This window comes from Arthrobacter sp. cf158, assembly GCF_900106835.1.
Classification (GTDB): Bacteria; Actinomycetota; Actinomycetes; order Actinomycetales; family Micrococcaceae; genus Arthrobacter.
On sequence record NZ_FNNR01000007.1, the window covers coordinates 279,562 to 302,624 of the forward strand.

The window sequence follows — 23,063 nt, forward strand, 5'->3', positions numbered from 1 at the left end:
GATTCCATGCGCATGCGATTTGTTCGGCCCCTGTTGGCAGTCCTGGCCCTCGCTGGCCTCGCCGCATGCTCCGGCACCCCCACCCCAGGCTCCACGGGCAGCGCAACCCAAGCACCGTCGTCGGCGGCTCCTTCCAGCAACGCTCCTTCCAGCAGCGCTCCCACCAGCAGCAGCCAGCCGGCCACCCCCGGTCAGGGCAACGCCGAGCTCTCCATCACGCTCCTTGAGACCCCGGAAGCGGCACCTCAGACCTTTACACTCGTGTGTGCCGGCGGCACGCCGGCCGCCGAAAGCAAGCATCCGTCCGCAGCGGAAGCGTGCGCCACCATCAAGAACAGCCCCGCCATCCTGAGCCCGGCACCTCCCCGGACGGACCAGGCGTGCACCATGCAGTACGGCGGTCCCGCCACGGCCACAGTGACCGGAGCCGTGGACGGCAAGGAAGTCACGGCCGCCTTCAGCCGCACGGACGGCTGCCAGATCGCCCTGTGGGACGCCGCGAAGAGCGTCCTCGGTTCAGATGGCGGACTCTAGGCTGCAACACCTCCCCCAGGAGCAATGGCTCGGGCTGGAGGCAGCCCATCATGCGCGGGTCGCCCGGTACGCAGATCCCTATCTGGCACGACGATCGGCAGGTAAGAAGCACCCCGTCGAGGACTTCCTCTTTACGTATTACACCCAGAAACCGGGCCAGCTGCTCCGCTGGCATCCCGGCGACGGAGTGGTCCTCAGCGGGGATCGCGCCCTGGAGCGCGCCGCGTGGAAGTTTTACCGAACGCTCGACGACGACGACCTCGCCTCTGCGGGATTGCCGGCGGGCACCCCTGCGGTCACCTTTGACCGGGACGGCTTCCTGGCGGACCGCGCGGAAGCAGTCCGTTTCGCGGGGATCATCCTGGGCGGCACAGCGAAGCGGCCGGCCCAGTTCGGTTGCTTCGGGCTGCACGAGTGGGCCATGGTGTACCGGCAGGAGAAGTTCGAGCTGCGGCACGAATACTTGAAGCTCCGGCTCGGCGGCGAGGGCACGGACACTGTGGTGGAAGAGAACCGCATCCGCTGCTCCCATTTCGATGCCTTCCGTTTCTACACACCGGATGCCATCCCACTGAACGAGCTCACGCCCACCCGTGAGAACCAGCGGACCATGGAGCAGCCGGGATGCCTGCACGCCAACATGGACCTCTACAAATGGGCCTACAAGCTGACGCCCGCGCTGCCCAGTGGACTGGTGATGGACTGCTTCGAGTTGTCGTGGCGGATCCGGACCATGGACATGCAGGCCTCCCCTTACGATCTCGAAGAATGGGGCTACCCACCCATCAGGATTGAGACACCGCAGGGCAAAGCCGAGTACGTTGAGTACCAGCGGGCTTTCGCGGCCGAATCCCAGGAGCTGCGGGCCCGCGTGCTCCAGGCAGTGGGGCCGCTCCTGAACCAGCTGAGCGGGTTGGCTGCCTAGGCACCCGCCGCCACCAGCGAAAGGTACCCATGGTTTCCCCGCAAGAGAACGACGCAAACAACAGCGACCCAAGCACGAGCGAATACGACGTCGACCTGACAGTCACGCTGACAGAGGCACCTGGCGCTGAGAGCAGGGAGTTCCACCTGCGGTCCGCCGCAGGCATCATGTCCCCGGACCCGGAAACGCTGGACTCGGATTTGCCGGACGCACCTGCGGCGCTTGCCGCCGTCGAGCAATTCGGGGAAGAAATCTTCTTTCCCGAGCCGCGGCCGGACCGAATCTGCACGCAGCAGTACGGCGGCCCCCAAGTGGCCGTGGTCAAGGGCTGGTTCCGTGGCCGCAAAGTACTTAGCCACTTCAGCCGGACGGACGGCTGCGAGATCGCGCGGTGGAAGACGTTGGCGGCCCTGTTGGGGAACACCGGGGGTTCCACCGGCGCTGTGTAGGGCAATTCCCCCACTCAGTTCTGGGAATCACACCCAGCTTTTTGGAAACCCTATACGTACGGGGCCGTCTGAACCACGGCGGGCCTCTGCCCTGTGGGGATAACTCCCCCCACAGGGCAGCGCGGGCCGGGTTTGGATCCGTTCGAGGACCAGGTGCCGCCCATAGCGGACCTGGCCAGCCCTAGCTGACGGCCGGGGCGGGCTTGCGGAGGAACAGTCCCACCACCAGAGCCGTGAGCAGGCACAGGCCCGCATTGACCCAAATAGCTGTGGTGACGCCACTGAGGACGGCCGGGGCATCGTTGTTCCCGATTGCGAGGATCTGTGCAGTGAAGATGGCGCTCATGATCGGGATACCCATGGTGATGCCGATCTGCTGGCTCATGGTTGCCAACCCGGTGGCGAGGCCCTGCTCTTCATCGGGCAGTCCGGAGGTTGCGGTGACCATGAATCCGACGATCACCACGAGGTTGGCGACGCCCCCTACAAACGTGGCAACCAGCAGCAGGACGATGGAGGCGGGGTCCGCACTGAGCACCACGAGGGCACCGGTGGCGACGGCCTGGACGATGAATCCGTAGACAATCGCTTTCTTGTTGCCGATCTTTCCGATGACCTTGGGGCCAAGAACACCACCCAGAACAGTTCCGAGACCCAGGACTGCGAAAGCCAGGCCGGCACCGAGCGGCGTGTACCCGAGGACCTGCTGCAGGTACAGCGTCAACAGGAATACCAAGGATGTTTCGGTGACGAAGGCAAGGATGCCCGCGATGTTGCCCCAAGCGACCGTGGAGCGCTTGAGAATGTCCAGCGGTACCAACGGTGATGCGGCTCGGCGTTCGACGGCCACGAAGGCAACGAACAACACCACGGCTGCTGCGAGGGAGCCCAGCGTCAGCGGGTCAGCCCACGAGTGCTCAGCGGCATTCGTCAGACCAAACACCAGCGCCAGAAGGCCGAGGGTCACCGTGATGGCACCGGGAACGTCCAACCTCAACTTGGTGGCGGGCTTGCTCTCTGCCAAAACAATAGGGGCGATGATGAGCACTGCAATGGCTACGGGAACGTTGATGAAGAAGGCCCATCGCCAGCTGAGCAGGTCCGTCAGCAGTCCACCGAGGATTGCCCCCGTTGTGAACCCGGCAGCCATCAGGGACCCGTTGAGGCCCAAAGCTTTATCACGCAGCGGACCTTCCGGGAACGAAGCCAGCAGCAAAGACAGTGCCGCCGGAACCACGATCGCCGTTGCAACACCCTGGCCGACCCGGGCGATAAGCAACAAAGCAGGATCGGCAGCCAAGCCACCGGCGAGAGATGCTGCGCCGAGCAAGGCCATGCCAATGATGAACATCTTGCGGCGGCCTGCGATGTCCGCCACGCGACCAAACAACAGTGTGAGCCCGGCAGCGCAGAGCGCGAATGCAGTCGCAATCCACTGGAGGTTCTCCAAGCTGAAACCTACATCGGCGCCAATGGCCGGGAGCGCGACGTTGAGGATCGAGAAGTCGACGGCGAGGGTGAAACTCGCCGCGAGCAGAACAATGAGTGCCAGCCTTTGCCGGCCAGACATACGTTTTGTCGGTTCAGCGGGCCGCTGGGCCTCGACTAAGGGTGGAACGCCGGGTCCTGTGGTGACATCCGGTTGCGTGGTCATGGAGTTGTCCTTCTCTGGAGGGGTCGCCGTCCGCGGACGGCATCTTCACAACTCCACACTCACGGAAGGCCTGGGGATCAACCACACCCCCTTCTGCCTACCCCTGGCAGTGACAGGCGGGACAGGCCCCTACCTTGCCTGGACACCATTGTCTTGTCACAAGAACTTGTGCGACGTCGTATCAAGGTGTCACTGGCAGGGACAGGACAGCGCCGCTCAAGACCGGCAGAATGGGCCCATGAGTAATCTAAGTGAACTTGGGGAGTTCCTTCGCGTCCGAAGAGCTGCCTTACAGCCAGAGGACGTTGGCCTTCTGAACTACGGCATCCGCCGCGTACCCGGCCTCCGCAGGGAAGAGCTCGCCATGCTTGCCGGCGTCAGCAACACCTACTACACCCGCTTGGAGCAGGGCCTCAGTAACAACGCCTCCGAAGCGGTCATCGATGCTATTGCCCGGGCGCTTAACCTGAACACCGATGAGCGCGCGCACCTTTTCAATCTTGCCCGGCCCGGGACGACCAAAAGGCGGACACTGACCAAGCCGGACAAGGTAAGGCCCGGCACCTTGCGGCTCATCCAGTCGATGTCCAACACACCCGCCGTCGTCTTGGGACGCCGCAGTGAAGTGCTCGCCTGGAACCGGATTGGTCACAGGCTTGTGGCTGGTCACTTGGACTTCGCCGCGCCCGAGACGCCTTCAACGAGGCCCAACATGACGCGGCTGCTGTTCCTGGACCGCCACACCCGCGAGCTCTACACACGCTGGCTTGAAGAGGCCACCCGTGCGGTGTCATCGCTGCGGCTGGTGGCGGGCCGCGCCACCGACGACCCGGAACTCGCCTCATTGGTTGGTGAGTTGACCATGAACAGTGAAGAGTTCGCCAATTTGTGGGCACGGCACCCTGTGGAGAACTGCATGTCCGGCCTGAAGTACATGCATCACCCTGAGGTAGGCGATATTGAGCTCAACTTCGAGGTCCTGACCCCGCCCGACGAATCGGGACACCGGATCCTGATGTACACCGCCGATCCCGGAACGCCCGCAGCCGAAGCCCTGCAATTGTTGACTTCCAGCGAGGCCGGCGTGACGGAAGAAGCTCCACATCCCGCTACCAGGTAATGTCCTGAGCACTACGGCTTCATACAACGGGAAGGCCCGATCCACCAGGATCGGGCCTTCCGTTCTTCCGCGTCTATGAGGCGGTCACTGTGGCCCGAACGGGCTCAGGCTGGACCTGCTTGGGCCGCGGCCGCGCCCAGCGGTCCATCACTGGCTTCTCCACGAGGGCGTACAGGGCCCATCCGCCCAACAACGTAGCCACAAAGAATCCGGCCACCACCAGCAAGGCGACAGGCGTTGGGTACACCTCGTTACCAAGGAGAATGCGTCCGTAGAAGATCACCACTCCCTGGCACAGGTAGAAGCCAAAGGAGATGTTCCCCAGCCACACCATGGGTTTGGAGCCAAGGAAGCTTGTATGGCCTGCGATGTCCCGGGTTGCAACCGTGCAGATGATCGCCGCGACCGGAATGATGGTGGCCACGTTGAAGGAGTAAACAAACGGGACCACCATTGCGGCGGCGTAGCCGGCGACGCAGAGCACCAGGGTGTGCCACATCTTCAAGGGAACCCAGCGCCCTGACAGGACTATCCGGGCCAGGATGGAGCCAAGGATGAATTCGAACAGCCGTGCGGGCGGAAAAATGTACCCGAACCAGAACTGGGCTTCAGAGATGGGTGTCAGCGCCGATACCGGCGTGGCAGGGATCAGGTACGTGGTGACCAGCTGCACCGCGATCATCGCGCCAACGGTGGCCCATGCCCATACCCACAGCCGGTTGCCGGGAATCTTCCTGATGGGGACCATGAGCAAAGGGAACAGCATGTAGAAGAGCAGTTCGCTGTTCAGCGTCCATGACGGCGGGTTGACCGCAACGTAGACGGAGGCATCCGGGATGAACGAGTTCACCAAAAAGAGGTTGCTGATCCATCCAAGTGGAGGGTTGATTGCAGCTGCGAACAGGATCATGGACAGCGCCCACATCACCAGGTGGTTAGGGAAGATCTTCAACAACCGGCGCCGCCAGAAGTGACGTTTTGCCTCCCCCGGCTTCGACGCCCAGGCCAGCAGGAAGCCGCTCAGGACGAAGAAGAACGAGACCCCCACGTAGCCGGCTTTGCTGACCATCCATTCAAGGGTTGATCCGAGCCCGGCGTCGGCGAACGGGTTGATGGGATCGTTGGGCGGTATGGGTGAGTTGGACAGCGTGATGTGGAAGAAGAACACCAACAGCGCAGCGAAGAAACGCAACCCTGTCAGGGAGGGCAGCTTGCTGAGCCGGGGCCGGGCGGTGGTCGCCTCGGGAACCGGGGCGGTCATGATGCACGTCCTGCCGGGAGCTCGATGCCGAGGCTGTGGGTGAAGAAGTTGCTGGGGTCCCAGCTTGCCTTGGCTCGCTGAAGCCGGGGGTAGTTTCCCTTGAAGTACAGGGTCTGCCAGCCAACACCGGAGCTGTTGTGCTCGCTGGTGGCTACATCAACGTCCGGATAGTTGATGTAGCAGCCGTCCAGCTGCTCGCCTGGGACGGGTACGCCGCCCGTGGTTTTGAACATGCCCTGGTAGGTTTCCCGCTCCCAGCCAAGGTAGAAATCATCATCTGCTGCCTCCGACCAAAACGTTTGGAGGCAGAATTTGAACGCGGATTGGCGCTGCGCGTTTGCTGTGGCGTCAGGAGCCACAGCATTGACCTGTCCGCCGAAGGAGAACAGCACCAGCATGGTGTTGGGGTTGGTGAAGTCCGGCCTGCTCATCTGACGGTAGAGCACCGCAATCTGGTCATCGGTGAACTTCTGGTTGAGATATGCCGATTTATGGGCGCCACGGCTGGTGGGGTTGGTGATAACCGGGTTATCAGTGCCTACCAGGCGGGTAGCCTGCAGCCACGGGATTTCACGGGTCTTGAAGAACCCGGGCATGGCCGGGATCTCGCCGTTGGGTTTCTCCAAGGGCTCGGGAGTGATGGCAACTCCGTCCAGGATCGCTTCCACGTAGCGTTCCATCACGCCCTTGGCGTCCGGAGCCGCCGCGTCGATCTGGGTGAACATTCCCAGGCTTCCATGGGCTTTGGAGCTCACGTTGAAGAGGCTGCTGAGGTGTGATTCCGGGGTCCCTGGCTGCCTGTATTTCTCATGCCAGGTTCCGAAGTTGGTGATGAGGCGCCTGAATTTGATGTCATCCAGCTGGTCCCACGGAATGGAAATGGCACTGACCAAAACGGTGGAGGGAGCCTTGACCAGTTGCTCTGAGGGGTTCTTGCCCTGAGTTCCCGGAGACCGGAACCAGTATTTGGTAACGATGCCCCAGTTGCCCCCGCCTCCGCCGGTGTGTGCCCACCACAGGTCACCGAGCTCGCCTTTGTCGTCGCTAGTCGCGGTGACAGTGCGGACTTTACGGCGCGCGTCCACGGTCACCACTTCGACGGCGTAGAGGTGGTCCACCACCAGTCCGTGCGAGCGGGAGAGCAAGCCGTAGCCGCCTCCGGCTATGTGACCGCCTGCACCGACGCTGTAGCAGATGCCGCCGGGAACGGTGACGCCCCAATTCTTGTACAGCGTTTCGTAGACGTTCATGAGGCGGGCGCCGGGCTCCACTGCGAAGGCCCCCATCTTTTTGTCGTAGTACACCGCGTTCATCGGGGACACATCAAGGATGACCTGGATGGAAGGGTTGCAGACAAAATCAGCAAAGCAGTGGCCGCCGCTTCGTACAGAGACTTTCTTTCCGGTGCGGACTGCTTCGCGGACGGCATCCTCGGCGTCCCTGGTGCTGGTGATCAACCGGACGTAGTCGGGATGGGAGACGAAGCGCTGGTTGTTGCCGGTCATGAGGTCCGCATAGCGGGAGTCCCCGGATTTGATGACCGAGCCATCAGGTACAGTCGCGGATTCCGTTGCGGCCTGCGCCTGCGGGGCATCGGCGGTTCCGAGTGCGGCCAAGGAAGCTGCCGCGATGGTGCCGGCGGACCCTGCCATGAAGAACCGTCTGCCAATGCCGGTCTTTTGGGTGGTTGTCATCAGTTCGATCCTCCACGTTGGACGGTGTTGTTCGGGTGCAGGGTGATTTCGGCTTTGGGGGCAACGAAGTAGTGCTGGACCGAGTAGGAGATGGTGGCGAAATCTTCTGCGCCGTTGCCGGTGAAGTCACCGGCAACGATCCGGGCGATGGACTCCCCGGAGACCTTCCATTTCAGGAACAGGCCCTTCGCCAGATCTACGGCTTTGTAGTAGTACGCGCCCTGCCAGGGGTCCGGACCGCGCAGGCCAATCAGGAATTCGTCGTCGCCGTCTCCATCGAAATCGCGGCACATGACAGTGTGACCGGGGCCCTCACCGTTCTGGTTCGGGTCCCCGTAGATGTCCAGCAGGTGCCGTGTCCATCCCGCAGCCTCCGCGTCTCCCCCGCTGCGCACGTACACAGCGACGGTGTTGCCGTGGAAAGGTTCAATCGCGGCGACGTAGGCCAGAGGATCATCGCCGATGCGGCCGCCGTCGACGTCCCCGCTGCCTTTGAAGGTGGTTTTCTCGAATTGGCTTTCCTCGCCGTCTCCGATGTGCTCCCAAGCCCAGGTGCTGTTGTCCTGGTCGTAGTAAAGCCACGTGACGCCTTCATCGGAGGCCATGAGGATGGAGTCCAGCGGTGAGCCGGGAATCAGTCCACCCTTCTTGGCGACGCCGTGGATCATCCGGAAGTCCGAGTCGCTGATGATTTCCTTGTCCCATTCGGCGCGAGGGTCATCGGTAGGGGTGAACAGCACCACGGGCAGGACAGCGTGGACGTCCTCGACGGCAACGATGGGGAACCCGATGATCTGGATCTTGTCCGTACGCGTGAAGTGGCCGACGCGCAAACGGTGCATGCCGATGGCACGCCCGACGTAATGCCGCTTCCAGTTTTCGGTGGCTTCGGACGGGTTGCCGGGGTTTTCCAGCCAGTCGATCTTGCCGCCTTCGGGGTCAGCGTGGTGGATGGTTCCGCCCGGACCATAAAGCTGGTAGCAAACCACCAGGTCCGTGGTGCCGTCACCAGTGATGTCACCGAAGTCCATGCCGACGGGTTCTTTGATCTTGTCCAGCACCAGCTTCTTTTCCCAGGTGGGGTTTTTGTACCAGTAGATTTCACCGACTTTCAGGCCGTAGCCAACGAGGTCCGGCTTGCCGTCGCCGTCAATATCTGCCGCTTCCAGCCAGTAGCCGTCGCGCAGGAAGTCCGTGACTGTCTCGGTTCCGAATACCGGTTCGGTGACATCCAGAGTGGGTGTGGTCTTGGGGATCGCTGGTGGAGTCATGAGAGTACCTTTCGTGTGAGTACGGGTGATGGTGCTGTTTCCGGTGTGCCTGAGGTGTTCGTTCGTCGCAGCATCAGCGACGCTGACGCAATGAGCGCGACAGCGATGATGGCCAGGCCCGCGCCAACCCAGATGGGTGAGGCCAAGCCAAGCCCTGCCGCGATGGTTGTCCCGCCGAGGTGGGCGCCTATCGCGTTGCCAAGGTTGAACGCGGAGATGTTGACTCCGGAAGCCAGCGTTGGCGCTCTGTGCGCGAAGGACAGGACGCGGGTCTGCATTCCGGGCACTGCCGCGAATCCGACAGCACCGAGGAGGAACAATGTCACCGCTGCACCCCACGGGTTATGGACGGTGACTGTGAAGACCAGCAAAACAACGGTCAATGCCGAGAGGAGGGCCACCAAGGATTTGTCCAGGTTTCCGTCCGCCGCCTTGCCACCGATGATGTTCCCGGTGAACAGTCCGACGCCGAAAATGACCAGCATCCACGGCACCGCCCCTGCCGGCATCCCGGCGAGCTCGGTGAGCATCGGTGCGATGTAAGTGAACGCGCCGAACATGGCCCCGAACCCGAAGACGGTGACCAGAATGGACAGCCACACCTGGCCGGACGTGAAAGCCCCGAGCTCGCGTCGCAGCTGTCCCGGTCCCCGCTCGACGGCGTCCTGCGCCGGTACGTAGGCCATCAGTCCGGCCAGGGCGATGATTCCCACAATGGTGATCGCCCAGAAAGTGGACCTCCATCCCAGCTGTTGGCCGAGGAACGTACCCATGGGAACGCCGAGGACGTTGGCGATGGTCAGCCCGGCGAACATGATGGAGATCGCCCTGGCTTTGCGATCCGGGGTGACCAGCTGTGAAGCCAACACGGCTCCAATCCCGAAGAACGCCCCGTGGCACAGCGCCGCCACGATTCTGCCCGCAAACATGGTTGCGTAGTCCCCGGCCACCGCTGACAGCAGGTTTCCCAGAATGAAGAGCACCATCAAGGCGCACAGAACAGTCTTGGGGCGAAGGGCCGCCGTCGCTGCAGTCACCAGCACCCCTCCGACGGCGACGCTTAATGCGTACCCGGAAACCAGGTGCCCGGCAACCGGAATGCTGACGGAGAAATCCGCCGCCACCTCCGGCAACAGTCCCAGGATGACGAACTCGGTGAGGCCGATGCCGAAGCCTCCCACCGCGAGGGCCAGCAGCCCCAACGGCATCCTGGTCATGCTGCGGTCCGTGTCGGTGCCGGCACGAAATCTGCGCCCGGCACGAACGGCATGGCGGCCGGGCCCAACTTGAAATAGTGGGCCACGGCGGCAATGGTCCGGTCGGTGGCTTTGCCATCACCGTAGGGGTTAATCGCGGTCGCCATCTCCATGTAGGCGTTCGGATCATCCAGCAGGCGTTCCACCTCGTGAACGATCTGGCCACGGTTTCGGCTGACCAGGCGCGAACTTCCCGTCAGGATCGACTCGCTGCGTTCGGTGATTTCCCGCAACACCAGCGTCGGCTTGCCCAGCGCCGGGCCTTCTTCCTCGGCCCCGGAGCTGTCCGAGAGGATCAGGTCGCTGCGCTGCAGGAGCCTGCAGAAGCTCAGGTATGGAAGAGGGTCCACCATGTCCACGTTGGGGATACCGCTCAGCACTGGAACCATGACTTCGCGAACCTTCGGGTTCAGGTGCAGCGGGACCACAATGCGCACGTCCTCACGTCGCCGGGCGATGTCAGCCAAGGCGGCAGCGATCTCCCGCATGGGCTTGCCGTGGCTTTCACGCCGGTGGGTGGTGGACAGGATCACCTTGCGGGGATCGTTGTCGAGATCCGCCAATGCCGGTTCCCCGTAGCCGCGAAGGTTGTTCATCCCCCACTGCAGGGCATCAACTATGGTGTTTCCGGTGATCACGATTGAGTGTTCCCGGACGCCTTCACGGATCAGGTTGGCGCTGTTTCCCGGAGTGGGGGCCAAGTGCAGCGCGGCGATCTGCGCCACCAGCTTCCGGTTCACTTCTTCGGGGAACGGCGAGTAATTGTTCCCGCTTCGCAGGCCGGCCTCGACGTGGATGATGGGCACGGAGCGGTGCAGTGCGGCCAGGGCGCCGGCCAGGGTTGTGGCGGTGTCCCCATGGACCATGACGGCGTCGAGGCCTTCCATGTGGTCTCCGGAGCAGAGTCCTTCCAGTATCCGGTGGGTCACCTGGGAGAGGGTCTGCTGCTCTTTCATGATGCGCAGTTCAACATCAGGGGTGATGCCGAATTCCTCCAGCGTGCTGTCAAGCATTTCGCGGTGCTGGCCGGTGGAAATCAGCACCGGGCGGAAACGGGGATCCTGGATCAGGGCGTGGATGATGGGGGCAAATTTCACAGCTTCGGGTCGTGTCCCGAAGACAATTCCAATGTTTTTCATTGCTGCTCTCCTGAAAATGGGCATAAAGGACCTGCCGGTTGTCGCCGGCGGATATGAGACGGAGTGATTAGCTGAGGTGGTATTCCAGCGCGAGCCAGATACAGTCTGTGTCTGCCCGGTACTGGTGCCACGGGTAGGTGAAAGTACCCTCCCGCTCCAGACAGAACGGCACGGGGTTGGTATTGCCGGGGCTCAACAGCTGGTCCTCATAGAGGGACGCGTGGTCCTGAGATGTGAATTTCTGCATGCGTCCGAGACCGGAAATCTGGGTGTGGACCTCGATGAAGTCATGCCGGTTATGGATTCCGCAGTCGGTTCCTGCAGGGCTGAACCACAGATTAGCCTTCACAATGAAGGACTTCTCTCCCGGTGCCAGCCCGGGCTGACGCAGAACCAGGGCAGGGTCCAGCAGGACCGTCCCTACCGTGTCCTGCGAGGAGCGCAGCAGGACCGGCTGTCCGGTTTGGGCACCGTAGAAGTCGGACCACCCGAGGTCCCGTGCCAGCTGTTCCCCATTCTGGACCGTCTCCACGGAAAGCATGGCGAGCAGGGCCCCTGTTATGGAACCGCCGTGGAGAATCGTGGAGCTAAAGGCCGGTAATGCCGCTGACTGTCCGTGACCGACGAACGCGTCGCTGCCGGCAAGGTTCACCACGACGACGGGTCCTGTCACCTCGTACTGCTGCACGTCCCGCAGCACGACGGCGTGAGTCAACCCGCTGCTGAAGGACAGTTCTTCCAATAGGACAGTTCCCACAATTACCCCCAAGGTCATCATTCAATCTCTGCGCACCTACGGATCGGCACAAAGAAGTGGAACGGTGCGAAACCTTCGCCAGGCCACAACACTGTCCCACTGGAGCAAGTATTGGCAGTGCCAGGCAAAGTTATCCACCCCCTGTCAGTGATAGGCAGAACAGGGACAGGCGCGGATCCTTCATGGCATGAAGGATGAAAGCATGACTTCAGATACTTCTGCGCTGCCCGGGGCCCCGCGCCTCCGCGAAAAACGGCCCACTGTGCCGTGGTCGGACCTCTTTGTGCAGGGGGCGGACGGTGCGGATATCCGGTTGCGCGTTTATGAAGCCGCGGCCCGCCCGTCCGTAACACTGGTGTGGGCGCATGGCGGCAGCTGGACCCGCGGGTCCATTGAAGGTTGGCATGAAGCGTGCGCCGCTCTGGCCTCTCTTGGCACTGCAAGGATCATCAGCGTTGGCTACCGGCTCGCTCCCCGATGGCTCCACCCCACCGCGGTGATGGACATCGCCGCAGCCACTCTCTGGGCACAGCAAAAGTACAGTCACCCGGTGCTGGTGGGCGGTGACAGCGCAGGTGGAACCCTGGCCGCGGGTGTCGCACTCTGGTTCCGGGACAATGGGCTGCCCCTTCACGGACAAGTCCTGGCCTATCCCCCGCTGGATCCCGAGTGCAGCGCAGCGTCTTACCGGCACAGCAGGTCCTTCCCGCCCCGATCACTGCTGCTGGATGCGTGGGGCGAGTACGCCGGCTCCGAAACCGACCTACGGGAACGGCTGTACCTTTCGCCGTTGCACGCGGCCAGACTCACTGGGCTCTGTCCTGTTTCCCTCATAGTCGGCGCGGCTGACCCGGTGCGCGACGACGTCGAGCAATTCGCCCAGCGGTTGGCAGCATCGTCGGTCCCCGTGGACCTGGAAGTAAGCCCGGCCGTCGCCCACGGACACTTCCTGGACAGCTCCCCGGCGAACCCGGTCCATCGGTGGATCCAAACCCGCCTGAGCCTCAAGAACAACCAACCAGCTACAACTGAAGGAGCATGAGATGAGCACCACCACCAGCCCGGACGCCGCTTACACCAAGGCCCTGCTGCGGCACTTCGCTGACCTCCGCGATGGAACGCACGGAGAGGCCGTGAGCCGGCAGGACAAGGAAGCTCTCTTCCGCTCGGCAGTCGATCTGCTGGAACCCTACGCACGCCAGGCTCTGGATGAAGTCAATGATGTCCTCATGCTGGGCCAGGGCACCGTGGAGTCCTCAGGCATTGGCCGTTCACCGGACACCGGGTTGATCTGCTCCTGGACGCTGGGGTGGGCCGAACAGCGCGCCGCCGGCATCCCACCGATCACCATTCACGCCTATTACGGACGCGGTTTCCACCACCCCCACTTACGGGGCGGGACGGTCAAAGAATGGCCGCTGAACGTGTTTACCCCCGAACAGGCCGCACAGGAACTGCCGATCCTGCGCGCCATTGCGTCGGCCGAGATCCACAACCTCGTTTTCCTGGCCGATTACACGATCGTTCCGTCCTCCAAGCCCGGCACCACCACCTCGACGCGATGAAGCTCTCAGTCCTCGACCAATCCCCCATCGCCGCCGGCCACAGCAAGGCCGGGGCACTGGGTGAAACCATTGCGTTGGCCCGTGCTGCGGAGGAAGCCGGCTACCACCGCTTCTGGCTCGCCGAACACCACGATTCCCCGGGCTTCGCCGGCACCACTCCCGCCCTCATGGCGATGGCCGTCCTGGATGCCACCACCAGGATCACTGTCGGCTCCGGCGGGGTCCTGCTGGGCCTGCATGAACCCTGGCAGGTTGCGGAGTCCTTCGACATCCTTGCGGCCCTCCATCCGGGCCGCGTGAACCTCGGCGTCGGCCGGGCCGGCAGCGGCGGTACGGGTTCCTTCAACGAGAAGATCATCGAACTGCATGCACGGCTTGGCCTGATGCCCGGAACGGAGGGCCGGGATGACCTGGACATCTGGCTGCTGGGCGCCGGCACCGGCTCGGCGCCCCTGGCCGCCGCCACCGGAGCAGGATACGCCCATGCCCACTTCCTCAACACCGGAAGCGCCAGGACAGCCCTGGCGCACTACCGGGAGAACTTTCGTGCCGGTGCGGTACGGAAGCAACCGGAGGCGCTCCTTGCTGTGCGGGCCATCGCTGCCCACACCGATGCCAAGGCACAGGAACTCGCCAACCCGGTGAGGCTCTGGAGGGCACGGAAAGACCTCGGCCTGGACGAACCCTTCCCCCTCACCACAGATCCTGCAGGGTGGTCCGCAGAGGAGCTTCGCCGGACTGAAAACAACGAAAGCCGGCTGATCGTCGGCGCCGCGGACGACGTTGCCCATCAACTCACCGTCCTGGCGGAAGAACTGGGGGTCAATGAACTGATGATCAGCAGCCCTGTTCCCTCCCTGGAGGACCGCATCAGCTCCAACACGCTGATCGCCCGCGCCTTTGCCCGGCTTTCCCCTGGAGACACCGGTGGCCGGCCCGCCCAGGAAGGGGCAGCCGCCCAGGAAGGGGCAGCCGCCCAGGAAGGGGTTAGGAGTGCATCCCCTCGTTTCAGCCATTCATGATGTAGCCAGGCACCACCCTGGCAAGGTGGCCCTTCGGTGGAATTGCCATGACTTCCCTTACGCGGCCGTGGACAGGCAGATCAACACCAAGGCCCTGGCCATGCAGCTCAAAGGCGTACGGGCGGGTGAACTCGTGGCATTTGCCGCAGCCCCGGGCCCGGACAGCCTGGTGGAATCCGCGGCGCTGTGGGCACTGGGGGCTGCCGGGCTTCCGCTCCACTCAGGTGCCGAAGGAACGCTGCCTGCCCATGCGATCCTTGAGCAGGCTACCGGCTTCATGCACCCCGACGGCGACTACCTCAAGGCTGCCCCCGGGTCCGGAACCGCACCGTCTTTTCCCCCTGCCGTGTGGCTTCATGAAGAGCCTGCCGCCGGGCCAACTGCGGTGGATGTCCAGGAGTTCACAGCTGTTCTTGAGGGCGCTGAAAAGAGGTTCAGCCTCTCGACGCGCACCGTGCTTGGACTCAGCAGCTTGGTGCACCCGGGGTCCATGATCGATGTGTGGGCGGTTCTGGCCGCGGGCGGGACGGTCGATCTGATCAACCACCACGAATCACTGACTGGAGACTGCCTCGGGCAGCATCTCCGCGAGACCGAAGCGGACCTGCTGGTGGTCCCTTCGGCTCTTCCCCGGAGGCTCCGCGACGTTCCCGGTGCTGTCTTCGCTCAGTTCCGCGACGTCATGGTCCTTGAACCCTTCGACAGGGATTCCCGCACCACCCTGGCGGATGCTTTCCCATGCGCCATTTTTCATCACTGGGACCCCTCAACAGCTTTTGAGGACATGTCCGATTACTGCCCGGCGGACTTTGTTGCCGGTACCAACCACCAACCAAAGGACTCCCATGCGTAAGGCAGTCATCCCCGCTGCGGGGCTCGGAACGAGGTTCCTGCCGGCCACCAAGGCGATGCCCAAAGAGATGCTCCCCGTCGTAGACAAGCCCGCCATCCAGTTCGTCGTGGAAGAAGCAGTCCGGGCGGGTATTACTGACGTTGTGATGATCACCGGGCGGAACAAGCGGGCTTTGGAGGATCACTTCGACCGCGAGCCCTTCCTGGAACAAACCCTGATAGCCAAGGGAGACCACACCAAATTGGCTGCCGTCCAGGAGTCCTCGTCGCTGGCGGATCTGCATTACCTGCGCCAAGGCGACCCGAAAGGATTGGGCCATGCCGTCCTGCGGGCGCGGGCACACGTTGGCAATGAACCGTTCGCGGTGCTGCTCGGCGACGACCTCATCGATGAAAGGGACAGCATTCTGGACGACATGGCCCGGGTCCAGGAACGCACCGGGGGCTCAGTGGTGGCCTTGATGGAGGTGGAGCCGGAACAGATCAGTTCCTACGGCTGTGCCGACGTTGCCTCCAGCGACGTGGAGGGGGCCTTCAGGGTCCGCGGTCTCGTCGAAAAACCTGAACCCGACAACGCGCCGTCGAACCTTGCCATCATTGGCCGCTACGTTCTTCATCCACGGGTTTTTGAGGTACTTGAGCAAACGCCTCCGGGCCGTGGAGGGGAAATTCAGCTGACGGATGCCCTGCAAACCCTTGCGGTTTCCGACGGACCGGGCTCCGGAGTGTACGGGGTGGTGTTCCGTGGCCGGCGCTTCGATACGGGCGACAAGTTGAGCTATCTCAAGGCCGTGATGACGGTGGCTTTGGAACGCGAGGACACCGGGCCCGGGCTGCGTGCGTGGCTCCAGGAAAATGTTTGCCTCAGCGACGTGGACCAGCCGGAGGGCCTCCCCGCAGGAAGGACTCAATTCGTTCAAGAGCCGGCAGGTGCTTGACGGGTAAAGCAGAGTGGCCGGTGGGAAGCCCCACCGGCCACTGCCGTCACTACATCAAGAAAGCCTTAGCCGGCGTTGTTGCTTTGTACCGGCTCGTCAGCGCGGATCTTGCCGCGCGGTTTCTTGTCCTTCTTGTCCTTCTTGGGGTCTTCCTCGTCCGGGACCACTACGGCTCCGCCCGGGTTGACCAGGACGGTGACGAAGCTCGGCTCGCTGGTCCCTGCGAAGGTGAGGCGGCCGATGTAGGAACCCGGGGTCAGGTTCTTCCAGTTGAGCGTGATCTGGCCCGCCTTTCCGTTGGCCAGGCGGATCGGATTCGGCGTCACGGTGGCGTTGCCCTGGTTGGCACCCAGGACGGCAGCATCAACAGTGGCCTTGGTGGGCTGGTTGTTGGGGCTGGCGTAGAGGTTGGCGAAGACGTAGTAGTCGCCGGGTGCCGGGTTGGGAACGGACAGTGTCTCACTGGCCGAGGCCGTTGCGGCCGGCAACTGCTGGCCGGAGGGGGTGAGGACCAGCATGTCGAAGTCCGCGGCCTCGTTGGAGGAAATCACCGAGAACTTGGCAAGGGCGCTGCCCTCACCAACGGTCACCTTCTTCACGTAGTTGGACGCGTTGGTCTCGCCTGCGAAGGGACCCGGGACCAGTTCCACTGCCGAGGAATCAGCCTTGGACAGTCCGTCAACCGTGACACCGACGGGCAGGTTGGTGCCGGAGGTGATGTTGATGGTGGCGGAGCCGTTGGGCCCGGTTCCCGTGAACGCCAGGGCCTTGTCCGCAATGACGGACTGCGGCCGGACGGCGATGGGCGAGGTGACTGTCTTGTTGGCGCCCTGCCAGCTCAGCGAACCCATGGCGAACTTGCCCAGGGCTGCGTTGTTGTTTTCGAACTGCACCTTGAACGTCTTCTTCTCTCCGGCTGCCCCGAAGTTCAGGACGGACGGGGTGACCTTGACGTTGACGCCGGGGACGTTGACTGAGGCGCGGTACAGGCCCGGGGTCAGTGCGGTGACCGTGCGGGTGACCTCGATCTTGCCGGCCAGGTTACCCAGCGCGAAGGAAGGTACGTTCATGTCGCGGGCAGCGGTGGTACCGAGCCCTTCGATGCCCAGGTCCATGCCGGTGCCCTGGATGAACTTGAGGTAGTCCTCCGTGGTGGCGTCGTACACGAGCCCCGGGCTGAGGACCTTTGCGGGGTCAACCTGTCCGGCACCGGTGGCGAAGACATCCTTGTTGATGGCGCCGTTGGCCAGCTTGACCGGACCGGCGGTGGTCATCATGGCGGACTTCACGGTAGCCGGGGACCACTGCGGGTTCTTGCCCAGGATCAGTGCGCCGAAACCGGCCACGTGCGGTGAGGCCATGGATGTTCCGGACAGGAAGCCGAAGTTGTCTCCACCGGTTCCGATCGGCGAAACACCCGCGAGGATTGCGACACCGGGAGCGGATACGTCGGGCTTCAACAGATCCGAGTCGGTAGCGAGCAGCGGTCCGCGGGAGGAGAATCCAGCGATCTGGGGCTGCGCTTCAGCAGGCAGGCCCGTGGTGTCGCGGTTCAGCAGGGACACGGTGATGGCCGGGTTGGCCCCTACTTTGTCCTTGATGGTCTGCGTTGCTGGCGGGTTCACGTGGACCGTGGGGATGACGTGCTTGTCCGTGTCCAGCGAAGAATCCGTCAGGTTCACCAGGATCATGCCCACGCCACCGCCGCGCAGGACCTCGGCGCTCTTGGCGGTACGGTCAACAACGCCGCGGTCACAGACCACAACCTTGCCGGCAACCTTGGCCGGATCCAGGGACCCGGGAGCACAGAGTGCCGCGTTGCCTTCACCGCTTGCAGCGTTGTTGGACAGCACGACGCCGGCCCCGCTCACCTCGCGGTTCATGATGGACGCTCCGCGGAATTTGCTGCCGTCTGAGAATTCGACAGTACCCTGAAGCTCCTGCGAGAACGAGGTAGCGGCAACCGTGGTCAGCCACGGTGCTCCGTGGTTCACGGTGCTGGCGGTCGGCCCGGAGTTGCCGGCCGAGGTTGCCACGAAGATGCCGGCGGAAGCTGCCGAGAGGAACGCCAGGGAGACCGGATCCGTGGTGGACGTGGTGGAGCCTGAGATGGAGTAGTTCAGGACGTCCACGCCGTCCAGGATGGCCTGCTCAATAGCGTCCACGGAAGCTGAGCCGTAGCAGCCACCCGTGGCAGGATCGGTGTCTTCCCAGCAGACCTTGTACACGGAGAGCTTGGCGGCGGGAGCGATCCCGCTGGTGGTTCCGAAGCTGCGGCCGTCCACGACGGCGTCGACGTTGGCGTTGCCCGCCGCGGTGCTGGCCGTGTGGGTGCCGTGGCTGTCCACGTCAACGGGAGAGATGACTTCTTCCGGGGCACGGTTTTCCGGCGGGACTGTTTCCAGGAAGGCGTCGGCGAAGTAGTGGGTGCTGAGGACCTTGGAGTTGCAGGCGCTGCCGTCGTAGTCAGCGCCGGTATCGGTACCGGCCTGGCATTCGCCGATGAACGTATCGCCATCGGCCTTCAGCATGGCGATCTTGCCGTCAGCGGTGCGGTAGGGAACGCCTACCTGGGGGTTGCCCACCAGCGGACCGACGGGCTCTCCCGCAAAGAACGGGTTGGAGGGGGTGTAGCCGGTGTCGATCACGCCAACAACGGTGCCCTTGCCGGCGTTGTCCTGCCCGCCGTATTGCGTGGCCCAGGTGCCGTTGGGGCCGCTGAGCTTGAGGAAGTCGGTGGTGGAGTAGTCCGGGGCGTACTGCGTGTCCGGCGCCACCATGAGGACCTTGGGATCCTTGGCCAGGTTAATGGCCTGGTCTGCGGTCAGGTTGGCACTGAAACCGTTGACTGCCGTGGTGAAGTCACGCTCGATCGTGATGTTTTCCTGTTTCGCGACCTCCTGCTGTTTCTGCTGCAGGTGCGATTGGTATTCCTTCACCTCGGCGCTGTCGGCGTCGAGCTTCTTGCCCTCCTCCGGCTTGGTAGGCGCGAGTCCCGCCGTGCCGCCGTCGTAAGTAGCCGCAGGCTTCTCGGCAAGGACCACCATGTAGCGGCCGTCCTTGTATGTGCTGGGGTCAAGGTTCTTCTTGGCCACGCCCGCAACGTTCCCGGGCGTCTCCGGGGCGGGAGCGGCCTGGGCAGGCATCGCCATTGACGAGAGCAGCAACGGCAGTCCGACGGCGAGCGCCGCGGCCTTCCGAAGCCCCCCGCTTCTGACGAAGCTCTTTCCTTGTGATTTCACGAGTGGTTGCACCTTTCACTGAGGGAGGCCCGGGCTCCATCACCAAGGCCTGTCAACTAGTAGTTGGTTGAACCTTTGACAGTTCTTGTCAAAGCCGCGCAACCAGCCGAGTCACAGAGTACCTAGTGATAGCCGAATATGACATACAGCACATTTTGGGAAATTTGTCTTGTCACAGTGCGGGTGATTCGTCATGGAACGACCAACAGCGGACCGCGGTAAATGACCCGCGGTCCGCTGCTTGTCACAGCCCCAAAAAGTCAGCCCTTGGGTGTCACGTGCAGCCTGTCGAAGGAGACCTGGGCGCCATCCTTGTCCAGAACCACAACGTCGTCACGGCCGTTCTTCGCCTCCGGGGGAAGGATGAACTCAACCGTGTTGTCAGTGGTGGGGAAGATCCACCCCAGGCGGTATTCCGTCTTGTTCAAGTACACGTAGTACCACTGGCCATACTCGAGCCCCTTGAGCACCACCTTCTGGCCGGTCCGGTATTTGTCCGCGGTGCCCAGGTCAAGGGGTGGCGTGCCCAGCTCCTGCGGGGCGATCGCAGGATCTGAGGATGGCTGGAGGGGCTGGACCTTCAACTCCACAGGGTCACCCGATGCCGCAGCTGCGGCATCCAGGGCTCCGTTGCGTGCGGTCGCCCTGAAAGAAACCCCTTCCAAAGTCCCCGCCGCAACGTCCGCGGCAGTCAGCACATGATCGCGGGTAGCGGTGACGGTGTCACCGGCGGCCAACGTGGCTGCCGAGATGCCGGCCTCGGGTGCTTCCAGCCCGGTGACCGCCACGTTCCCGGCATTTCCTACCGTGTAGGTGTACGTCACGGGATCGCCGACGCTGGCGAACCGGTCGCCGTCAGCGTCGCTCCACTGGGCGGACACAGTTCCTTCCAGCTTGGGCTCGCGGACTTTCAGGTCCACTTCGCCGCCATTCACCGAGAAGGTCTTGGTGGTTTGGCCCGCCGAGCTCACGTCCCAGGTGCTGGTGGGGACAAAGAACCCCTGCGCGGCTTCTTCTGCGGTCACGGTATGGCGCGGGGTGGCGCACTGGTAGCTCTGGCCTGCGGGGAGCACGCTGTAGCGGCAGTTGCCTGGCCCTTCCGGGAGGAACGGGCTGAAGTTACCGGCGGTGGGGACCACTTTCTCCACCAGCGGGCTCGTGTTCTTCACCGAGAACGCGTATGGGACAAGGTCTCCAGCCGCGTAAGGCTGGGTTGCCAGGTCACGCCCGACGTCGGCACGCGCCCCGGCGATGTCGGCCGTCAGCAGTCCGTCACGCAGGGCCACCGCAGCGCCGGTGAACGGGACGGTTTTGGTGAGTGACGGCGTCGAACTGGAGGTGATGCTGAAGCTTGCCTCCGGCACGAAGTAGCCGCGTTGGACATCTGCTGCCGTGATCACGTGCTTGGCGGTGGTGCAGCTGTAATTCGCACCTGCGGCCAGGTTGTTGTAGCGGCAGTTAGGGGCCGACGGCGGAAGGAACCCGGAGTCGAAGGTCCCGGAGAGCGGCACCGAGTTGGCCGTGACGTTGGCGGTGCTCTTGACGTTGAGCGAGTAGCTGAGGACCTCGCCCACTTGGTACGGGCTGGCCACCACGTCGCGGGCGGGCGCCGTTCCGGTGATGGTCAGGCCGACCTGCGGGGCCACCGGCACGGTGGCGGCGAAGGTGAACTGCGAAACCCGGCCATTCGCCGTGGTGAAGGCTGCGTTGAGGTTCTGCGGACCGCTGGCGTTGGCCGGCGCTGTCAGCGCAACGTTGACAGTGACCGAGGCGCCAGAAGCGACGTCGGGAACCGGCACCGTGGTGGCCGACCAACCACTGGGTGTGTACACAGTGGCGGTTGCGCCGGACAATGTGGCGGCTTCTTGGTTGGTAACGGTCACGGGGACCTGCTGCGTAGCGCCCGGCGCAGTGGTGACGGCCGGGACCGAGAGCGGGGCGCAAACATAGTTCAGCCACGCGTCGTCGAACTTCGCGAACGGCATGTTGTCCTTGTAGTTGCCTTCGTAGAGCACACCGAATTTGCCGTCTTCCAGGCGGGTCACGGTGGAGTAGGCGGAGAATCCGGAACGGATGGTGCGGACGCCCGGCCACGTGGCGCCGTTATCGCAGGAGACGCGGGCGGAGACGTTTTCGCGGCCGGTCTTGGAGTTGGCGTTGGTGAAAATGAGCTTCTGCGCATCAGCTGAGCCCTGCGCTGCGTTGGGGAACATCCGAGCAATGGCGCCGTTGTTGGCGGGATCCGGGAGTTCGGTGTCCTGCGTCACGGGACCATAGCTGGCCCCGCCGTCCGTGGAGATGGCCACCTTGCGGTAGCCCTGGTTGGCGTTGTCCCGCGAGTTCAGGAGCACACGGCCGTCCGAGAGTTCCACAGTCTTGTTCTCGTCCATGCGTTCCCCGACGTTGGCGCCCTTGTGCCAAGTGGCGCCGTGGTCATCCGAGTAGACGCTGTAGGCCTGGATCTTGTTGGTGCCGTCCATCTGGCGGACATCACCGGCATATTGCTGGATCAGGCGGCCCTTGTATTGGCCGTACTTGAGTTGGATGCCTTCACCGGAGGACGCGAAGTTGGACCTGACATCGCCCGCCACAGGGCTGGTTTTGCTGGTCCCGGGCTTGGTGACGCCCGTGATCAGCCGCGGCTGACTCCAGGTGAGCCCGCCATCCGATGACTCGATGACCGCTGAGGAAATCACCGTCCGGTCAGCGTCGCTGTTGCCGAACTGGCTGCCACCGAAGCCCTGGTCCTTGGAGTACACGAAGAAGGCGAAGACCTTGCCCGCCTCGGCATCGTAGATGTAGGAGGGATCGCTGTAGCCGTACTTGGGTCCACTGGCATCGCCAACGTGTCCCGCGGCGATGACCGTGACGGGTCCCCAGGTCTGGCCGCCGTCAGTGCTGCGGCGCTGCACAATCGAGTTCGGATTGGGAGCGTCCGCCGCTGAATCCGGACGTCCGTCCCACGCGGCGAGCACCACATTATTGCCCAGGTACGTCAGGGCGGGAATCCGGTAGAAGAAGTTGGCTGCGGTGCGGTCAGCTCCGATGTTGGCTTCGGTGAAACTGCCGGGAGCTGCCGCAGGGTTGCTGGGCGGGATGGGCGCGGCGGTGGCGGGAAGGCCCAGGCCGGCCAGAAGGCCCAGGCTCACGATGCCGGTTGCGGCGATGCGGGCCAGAGGTGCTGTAGGGGATCTCAAATCCGATGTCCTTTCGAAACTGCTTCGAGCGGGAGGATGCGAAACGACGACATGAAGATTGCTTGTGTTACGTGCCACGTCGAACGTCCTACAACCATAAGGTGTCAGTCGTCACATTGCTAGAGATGAAGTTCACGAGCCACCCCGGGCCGGGCGAAGAGATAGCCTCGAGAGCGAAAAGCCCCCG

18 protein-coding genes are annotated in these 23,063 nt (G+C 63.3%); 9 read left to right on the forward strand and 9 right to left on the reverse strand.

Translation table 11 applies throughout. From position 1 onward, the window contains the following. The first annotated feature begins 6 nt into the window (after nucleotides 1-6). From BLW08_RS15940 to BLW08_RS15950, 3 genes are read left to right on the forward strand one after another with little or no spacing between them, the layout of a single operon-like run. Entirely contained in the window at nucleotides 7-534 is a 528-nt protein-coding gene (locus tag BLW08_RS15940) for an SSI family serine proteinase inhibitor (protein ID WP_091326298.1), read from the forward strand. Next, the gene (locus tag BLW08_RS15945; protein ID WP_091326300.1) at nucleotides 521-1,459 is read left to right on the forward strand and encodes a 3-methyladenine DNA glycosylase; all 939 of its coding nucleotides are present in this window, start codon (nucleotides 521-523) and stop codon (nucleotides 1,457-1,459) included. The genes BLW08_RS15940 and BLW08_RS15945 overlap by 14 nt, the downstream gene beginning before the upstream one ends. Before the next feature lie 29 nt (nucleotides 1,460-1,488). Continuing rightward, nucleotides 1,489-1,908 (forward strand): serine protease inhibitor, encoded by a 420-nt coding sequence (locus BLW08_RS15950; RefSeq protein ID WP_091326301.1) that lies wholly within the window; start codon nucleotides 1,489-1,491, stop codon nucleotides 1,906-1,908. A 181-nt stretch (nucleotides 1,909-2,089) separates the two neighbouring features. Here BLW08_RS15950 and BLW08_RS15955 read toward each other — a convergent pair whose 3' ends face one another. Then, nucleotides 2,090-3,478, reverse strand: coding sequence for an MFS transporter (locus tag BLW08_RS15955; RefSeq protein WP_091326399.1), 1,389 nt, complete (start codon nucleotides 3,476-3,478; stop codon nucleotides 2,090-2,092). A gap of 322 nt (nucleotides 3,479-3,800) precedes the next feature. On the opposite strand from BLW08_RS15955, the gene BLW08_RS15960 reads away from it, so the two are divergent. Next, entirely contained in the window at nucleotides 3,801-4,682 is an 882-nt protein-coding gene (locus BLW08_RS15960) for a helix-turn-helix transcriptional regulator (protein ID WP_091326303.1), read from the forward strand. 73 nt (nucleotides 4,683-4,755) lie between these two features. On the opposite strand, the gene BLW08_RS15965 is transcribed toward BLW08_RS15960, so the two are convergent. The 6 genes from BLW08_RS15965 to BLW08_RS15990 form a co-directional block, all read right to left on the reverse strand. Then, nucleotides 4,756-5,943, reverse strand: coding sequence for an acyltransferase family protein (locus BLW08_RS15965; RefSeq protein WP_090824632.1), 1,188 nt, complete (start codon nucleotides 5,941-5,943; stop codon nucleotides 4,756-4,758). Next, nucleotides 5,940-7,637, reverse strand: a complete 1,698-nt coding sequence (locus tag BLW08_RS15970; RefSeq protein WP_217639249.1) for an FAD-binding oxidoreductase — start codon at nucleotides 7,635-7,637, stop codon at nucleotides 5,940-5,942. The genes BLW08_RS15965 and BLW08_RS15970 overlap by 4 nt, the downstream gene beginning before the upstream one ends. After that, complete coding sequence (locus BLW08_RS15975; RefSeq protein ID WP_091326305.1) at nucleotides 7,637-8,908, reverse strand: FG-GAP repeat domain-containing protein; 1,272 nt, start codon at nucleotides 8,906-8,908, stop codon at nucleotides 7,637-7,639. The genes BLW08_RS15970 and BLW08_RS15975 overlap by 1 nt, the downstream gene beginning before the upstream one ends. Next, nucleotides 8,905-10,116, reverse strand: coding sequence for an MFS transporter (locus BLW08_RS15980; protein WP_091326403.1), 1,212 nt, complete (start codon nucleotides 10,114-10,116; stop codon nucleotides 8,905-8,907). Before BLW08_RS15980 ends, BLW08_RS15975 begins: the two co-directional genes overlap by 4 nt. A 5-nt stretch (nucleotides 10,117-10,121) precedes the next feature. Further along, nucleotides 10,122-11,303: a non-hydrolyzing UDP-N-acetylglucosamine 2-epimerase gene (gene wecB, locus BLW08_RS15985; protein ID WP_090824628.1), complete on the reverse strand. Its 1,182-nt coding sequence runs from the start codon at nucleotides 11,301-11,303 to the stop codon at nucleotides 10,122-10,124. A gap of 67 nt (nucleotides 11,304-11,370) precedes the next feature. Continuing rightward, nucleotides 11,371-12,060 (reverse strand): hypothetical protein, encoded by a 690-nt coding sequence (locus BLW08_RS15990; protein ID WP_091326404.1) that lies wholly within the window; start codon nucleotides 12,058-12,060, stop codon nucleotides 11,371-11,373. A 202-nt stretch (nucleotides 12,061-12,262) separates the two neighbouring features. Between BLW08_RS15990 and BLW08_RS15995 the strand changes: the two genes are divergently transcribed. From BLW08_RS15995 to galU, 5 genes are read left to right on the forward strand one after another with little or no spacing between them, the layout of a single operon-like run. Further along, nucleotides 12,263-13,102: an alpha/beta hydrolase gene (locus tag BLW08_RS15995; protein WP_175538727.1), complete on the forward strand. Its 840-nt coding sequence runs from the start codon at nucleotides 12,263-12,265 to the stop codon at nucleotides 13,100-13,102. Between the two features lies 1 nt (nucleotide 13,103). Then, complete coding sequence (locus BLW08_RS16000) at nucleotides 13,104-13,625, forward strand: hypothetical protein (RefSeq protein WP_090824625.1); 522 nt, start codon at nucleotides 13,104-13,106, stop codon at nucleotides 13,623-13,625. Further along, a complete protein-coding gene (locus tag BLW08_RS16005; RefSeq protein WP_091326309.1) occupies nucleotides 13,622-14,647 on the forward strand; it encodes an LLM class flavin-dependent oxidoreductase in 1,026 nt (341 codons plus the stop codon). Before BLW08_RS16000 ends, BLW08_RS16005 begins: the two co-directional genes overlap by 4 nt. Then, nucleotides 14,619-15,500 (forward strand): acyl-CoA synthetase family protein, encoded by an 882-nt coding sequence (locus BLW08_RS16010; RefSeq protein WP_091326311.1) that lies wholly within the window; start codon nucleotides 14,619-14,621, stop codon nucleotides 15,498-15,500. The genes BLW08_RS16005 and BLW08_RS16010 overlap by 29 nt, the downstream gene beginning before the upstream one ends. Further along, nucleotides 15,493-16,437, forward strand: coding sequence for a UTP--glucose-1-phosphate uridylyltransferase GalU (gene galU / locus BLW08_RS16015; protein ID WP_091326312.1), 945 nt, complete (start codon nucleotides 15,493-15,495; stop codon nucleotides 16,435-16,437). Before BLW08_RS16010 ends, galU begins: the two co-directional genes overlap by 8 nt. Before the next feature lie 65 nt (nucleotides 16,438-16,502). Here galU and BLW08_RS16020 read toward each other — a convergent pair whose 3' ends face one another. Together BLW08_RS16020 and BLW08_RS16025 are read right to left on the reverse strand one after the other, a co-directional pair. Next, entirely contained in the window at nucleotides 16,503-19,583 is a 3,081-nt protein-coding gene (locus tag BLW08_RS16020; protein ID WP_254779912.1) for a S8 family serine peptidase, read from the reverse strand. A 356-nt stretch (nucleotides 19,584-19,939) separates the two neighbouring features. Further along, nucleotides 19,940-22,876, reverse strand: a complete 2,937-nt coding sequence (locus BLW08_RS16025) for an exo-alpha-sialidase (RefSeq protein WP_254779905.1) — start codon at nucleotides 22,874-22,876, stop codon at nucleotides 19,940-19,942. Nucleotides 22,877-23,063 lie beyond the last annotated feature (187 nt).